Below are 5040 nucleotides of genomic sequence, written 5' to 3' on the forward strand. Positions count from 1 at the left end.
ATTTGGTACAACGCTGTGCGCCCTTCGTGCTCAGCTTCTCGCCTTTCTTTGAAAACCCTGTTCTAACGAACGGGGTTTTTTGTGTTAAGGTACATTGCGGTTGGCACCTCGGGCACGGTTGTACGCCTTTCTTTATCCTGAATTTATTTTAAGGTCTATAATGGGACTAAGAACATTACTTGGGCACTAAGTAAATATTTTAGGTAGTTTAAAAAGGAAAAAGTCAACTGTTCTAATTCCTAAAAATTAATTTCTGAAAGCTTTATGATAGAGTTAAATGATGCTGCAGCTGCAGATGTGCTTCGTCTATCAAAATAGTTAAAAATCGAATCATAGTTGATTTTGATCGTCTTCATAATTATACTAAAGCTTTTTCTTTCTAAGTATTCTACATCATTATACCAATGTATTAGTTCTGCAATTGCCTTTGGTTATTCCATATTGTTGTTATATATTTTTCGTAATTTTTTAACTTAAATAATAACCTGTTTTAATTTCTGGATATTCTTAAATATTGCAGTAGCGCTGCCTTTTTGACGTTCACTCTATTATTGGCGCTTTTGTATAATAGGGATGGGCTTCTAGTTAGTGATTGCTTGGTGTTGTCTTCGTTAGGAAATTCTTTGATGTTAAATTTTGTTTAGCTTCCGCTATAGCTTCCTTTTATTGCTATATAGCCACCCATGTTAATTTAATTTTAACTACGTGTAGAGGTTCTAGTAGTAGTTTCTACAAATTAAATCGATCTGTTACTTTAATAATCTTAGAAAGGATCTTTTAATAGTTATTTTGATGTTACTAGCCATGTTGATAGGGACTTCGGTAATTTATTGGCGTTGTTTGGATCTATTTGTGCTCTGTCTTAAAAGCAATTTCTGTTTTTGTTGCTTCAATAGTGGTAACAATAGAACCTTTCAGACCTTGAGCGACGGTAATTATTACAAGTTTATAAAGTTCGCGAGGTGATTTACTTATACCGTCTACAGCAAAGGACAGACAATGCATGTTTTTAGGGAAGAGTTGTTACTTTTTGGTATGTTAACGCTGTGCCCATGTAGAGAAGTTGCTTAGGTGTTCCATATACTGTCGTAGTTGTCTTTTTCCGTAGATACCACAGGTAAAACATGTAGTATGTCTATCCTTTACATTAGTAATAGTTAATATTTTTAAAATACCAGAAACTTATGAGTTTTGGGAGTTCCGTGTGCTCCAATAATCTAAATAGTAGTAATGACTGTATGAGATCGATCATGAGTTTATAGTCGTAGTGTAATAGTTTGTAAAAAAAGCTGTTGCGGAAGTGAAGAGCTGGAATAGTCATCTCATTTCAAAAATCTTTGGAGATGATTAAGCTCTTCAATGTAAGTTAGGTTGATTTTTTTGTTCACAGAAAGGTGTATTTGGTTCTTCCTCATTGTAGTGCGGACCAAAGCAAAATGTAGATCAGTTAATTTGGGTAGTAATAGTCTTTGCTCTTCTATGCTAGAGCCTAATTTTTTTTAATAAATGCAGGAGTATATAAATTGCTCGCTAATTTTAGTAGTGACCCGAGGAGGGCATTGCGATCCATAATGTTACAATAAATGAACAATATGGAGGATAGGTTTACTTAACGGAACGCTTTTGCACTGTATTAAAGTATCTAAATTTAGTAATATGGTATGGTTGCGGTGTTAGCGACTAGACTTACTGTGGTGGTTTGATCGAAAGGCGAGATAAAAAGCTAGCCATTGTGGCTATTATAGGTAAAGTCTGTGGATGGCTTTTTTAGATTTTGCAGTAAATTGTGTAGTGCTATTATTGTTGGGAGTTATAATCTAAACCATAATTGGTTCAATTAAGATTTGTAGAGATGTATCTGACAATGCGATTTACACAGGATTGTTAGAAATATATAATTATCGTAATTGTGAAATTTTTCAAGGTAACTATAGGTTCTTGGTGGTTAGAAAAGAATAAATGTTGTTTTTATAAGACGGATGTTGGTCTAATTTTTTAAATACTAAGCTGATGTCTAATGTTTTGGCAATTAGTCGCATTATTAAGGATGTTTTTTTGATTTTGGTGTTGGTTTTAAGTGAAAATGTATTGTATCTTTGCAACCGCAATAACGCTGAGGTCTGGTAGTTCAGTTGGTTAGAATACCTGCCTGTCACGCAGGGGGTCGCGGGTTCGAGTCCCGTCCAGACCGCATATTATAGGAGAGTTTTTCTTAACGGAAAGGCTCTTTTTTTATTTAGAAAATATTGTGTTACCACCACTATAGCGACAAATTATATATTTGGTGTTAGTTGATGCGTTTTATAAAGGCTTTTAGAGAAAGAGTAATGCGGCCTTAGAACATCTGAATATTACTTTATGCTGAGGGTCGATAAGGTTTCAATTCCTCTGGTTCCAAAGGGCGAAAGTTAATATTGGAAACCCTTTCTTAACTACTTGCTTTTTTTATTGGAAAATCTATTCTTTACTTCTACATTCTATATTCAACATAAAGTTATTTGTATTATAAATGTTTTTGTATCCAAGGCAATACGGGTGTAGAGGACTGGAATGGTATTTGCTCCTTATTGGGGAGACGGATTTGTGTCCTCTTGTTCTAAAAAATCACAAATTTGGTGAGAGTCTTTCTTCGCGAAAAGCTTTTTTTTTATTTAAAGTAGCATGTGTTACTATTGCATTTTATATCCGGTGTGACTTGATGCGTATTATAAGTATTTTCTTTGTCAATTCCTTTTCTACTTTGTCTTGGTTCGCTTTGCTGCTAAGTAAACATGTTTCCATTGGTTGCGGCGATGCGATGGGTCAGGAGTTTTGCTTTGAATTATATTTTCATTTGATAGCGGGTTTCTGCGTTATGTCTTTTTTTGTTACGTTACTAAGAGATGGAGGTCCTTATTGTAGACAATCTTAGGATTTTTTTGTAAGGAGGTAGCAACCTTATGTCTTAATAAACGGCGAACTTTTTAAAAGTACTATTTTTATTACTTTTGTTGAATAAAGATGTATTTAGTCGGATATATTTGTCATTTAATCGAAATAAAAGCTACATTTATATAAGCTTTGAATGTATGCCGATGTCTCCTGTTGGGATCGTTTAGTTTTATCATACGCTCCTTCAACATTTAGATTTCTGTAACTTCATAGCTCTCATTTTAACTGTGTGATACTAGTGAAAAGAAACACAGTATAATGTTCAAAATAATACGTGATGAAAAAAATTACTTTATTAACTATCTCTATAATCATTGGTTTTTCAAATTTTGCGTTTGCGCAGAGTTCAGCTAGTGCATCTGTTTTTGTTACCATCGTCACTCCCCTTCAAATTACTACTAATTCAGATTTAGATTTTGGTACCATAGCCACTACTGGAGGAAGCGGTAGTGTGGTGTTACATGCGGATAATAAGGGCGCGAGAAATACCTCTTCCAATATCATCATGTCGAACAGTGCAGGTACTGTCACAGCGGCTGTTTTTACCCTTACAGGTCAAGGAAATACTGCTTATAGTATCACTATGCCGGCCAGTGATCTTTTAATCAATAATGGAGCTCAGAGTATGGTGGTTAATAATTTTACTTGTTCGGCATCAAAAACGCTATCAAACGGAAAGGAAATTATATATTTAGGGGCAACTTTGCACTTAAATGACAGCCAATCTCTGGGTACCTATTCTCGTTTAGGTATGGGTATTAAAGTGACTGTTAATTATAATTGATTTAGAGCTCCTTGTTTTTTTATTCTCGACTTTAGCGAGCGATTTATTTGTTGTTCTTGGAATTGCAAATCTGTAGAATTATAAATGGTCTTCCCTGAGCTTTCTTTTTCCTGTTCAATTTTTAATTGCTTTTATCATTCAAAACAGATCTTTTTTTGCAACCGTAACTCCTTCTAGGCGTTTGGTAAAATAAGCTATCCTGTAGATTAAAACATAAGGAGTTTTCGTGATGAAAATGCGGAATCGTTTATTGTGGCTATTAAGGAATCAAGTCCGAAACGATTGAATTGATAAGCGGCTAGCTTCTATAGTGATATGTCTGTATTTTAGGGTGATCTGTGCTTGTAATATAAATTGAGAGTAGGTGCTGATGTAGTATTAACAGAAATTATCCTTATTTTTGGCGGCTGAGTTTTATTCTTTAGTAGTCTGAAAAGAGACAATGTAGAGCTTCTAAATTTATTGTTGTACAGTAAAATTGTATAAATTAGAGCGTAAAGCTGCATAATCGTGTAGTTTAACGAATTTATTAGCTATTCAACGGTTACACTAGGTAAAGAGTTTATTTAAACGTTAATTCGCGCTGTTTAAAATTAAACATAGCGTTTTTATTTTAAAATAACAACAAAAACAAATTTAAGATAAAATTCCTCAATTCTATCGAAGACCATTTAACCTATCTATTATGAAAAAAGTTACCCTACTAGCAATTCTCGCTACCGCAGCATTCTCAGCCAATGCTACTGCACAAACTGCAGCTACTGAAACTACTAACGCAAAAGCTAAACTTATTAAAGTGATGACTTTGACTAATGTTGGAGATGGGTTAAATTTTGGGACTGCAGTTTTGACTGATGGAACCGCTGGTACCGTTACTATATCTACAGCTGCGGTGAGATCCTATACTGGAAGCGCTGCCGCCGCTGCTCTTACTGGTGGTGCAACCCAGGCGCCAACAGTAGCCTCATACACGGTTACAGGAACTCCGAATGAAACGTACGCGGTCTCATTGCCAACTACACCAGTTACCTTAACCTCCACTACAGCAGCAACTGCGAGTGGAACACAGACTACCATGGAAATTACGGATTTTAAAGCAAGTTTTGATGCTGGTTTAACAGATAAAACCACAAGCACTTTGAGTTCGGTAGGAGGAGACTCTTTCGTAGTTGGTGGTCTTTTAACCATAAAGCCACTACAGATACCGGGTGTTTATACTGGTACATATAATGTTACTATAAATTACAATTAAAAAGTATACCAAAATAGATTAGAAGAATATACTTTTCGGGTAGTATTCTTTTTTTTATTTTTTTACTTAGCTT

3 protein-coding genes and 1 tRNA gene are annotated in these 5040 nt (G+C 34.8%); 3 read left to right on the forward strand and 1 reads right to left on the reverse strand.

The features are described from left to right. Positions 1-239: 239 nt before the first annotated feature. Positions 240-422 carry a transposase gene (locus A3SG_RS23180; protein WP_157485536.1) on the reverse strand — a complete coding sequence of 61 codons (183 nt, stop codon included), beginning with the start codon at positions 420-422 and terminating at the stop codon, positions 240-242. A 1695-nt stretch (positions 423-2117) separates the two neighbouring features. Between A3SG_RS23180 and A3SG_RS0117365 the strand changes: the two genes are divergently transcribed. The 3 genes from A3SG_RS0117365 (at position 2118) to A3SG_RS0117380 (ending at position 4967) form a co-directional block, all read left to right on the forward strand. Further along, positions 2118-2191: transfer RNA gene (locus A3SG_RS0117365), tRNA-Asp, on the forward strand. Positions 2192-3208: 1017 nt separating this feature from the next. Beyond that, positions 3209-3715 carry a DUF4402 domain-containing protein gene (locus A3SG_RS0117375; protein WP_016991271.1) on the forward strand — a complete coding sequence of 169 codons (507 nt, stop codon included), beginning with the start codon at positions 3209-3211 and terminating at the stop codon, positions 3713-3715. 685 nt (positions 3716-4400) lie between these two features. After that, positions 4401-4967 carry a DUF4402 domain-containing protein gene (locus tag A3SG_RS0117380; RefSeq protein WP_016991272.1) on the forward strand — a complete coding sequence of 189 codons (567 nt, stop codon included), beginning with the start codon at positions 4401-4403 and terminating at the stop codon, positions 4965-4967. The last annotated feature ends 73 nt before the right edge of the window (positions 4968-5040 follow it).

Origin of the sequence: Flavobacterium sp. ACAM 123, assembly GCF_000264055.1 — a bacterium.
GTDB lineage: Bacteria > Bacteroidota > Bacteroidia > Flavobacteriales > Flavobacteriaceae > Flavobacterium.

Coding starts and splice junctions, on each gene's coding strand:
- A3SG_RS0117375 (WP_016991271.1), top strand. CDS start 3,209: ATGAAAAAAATTACTTTATTAACTATCTCTATAATCATTGGTTTTTCA.
- A3SG_RS0117380 (WP_016991272.1), top strand. CDS start 4,401: ATGAAAAAAGTTACCCTACTAGCAATTCTCGCTACCGCAGCATTCTCA.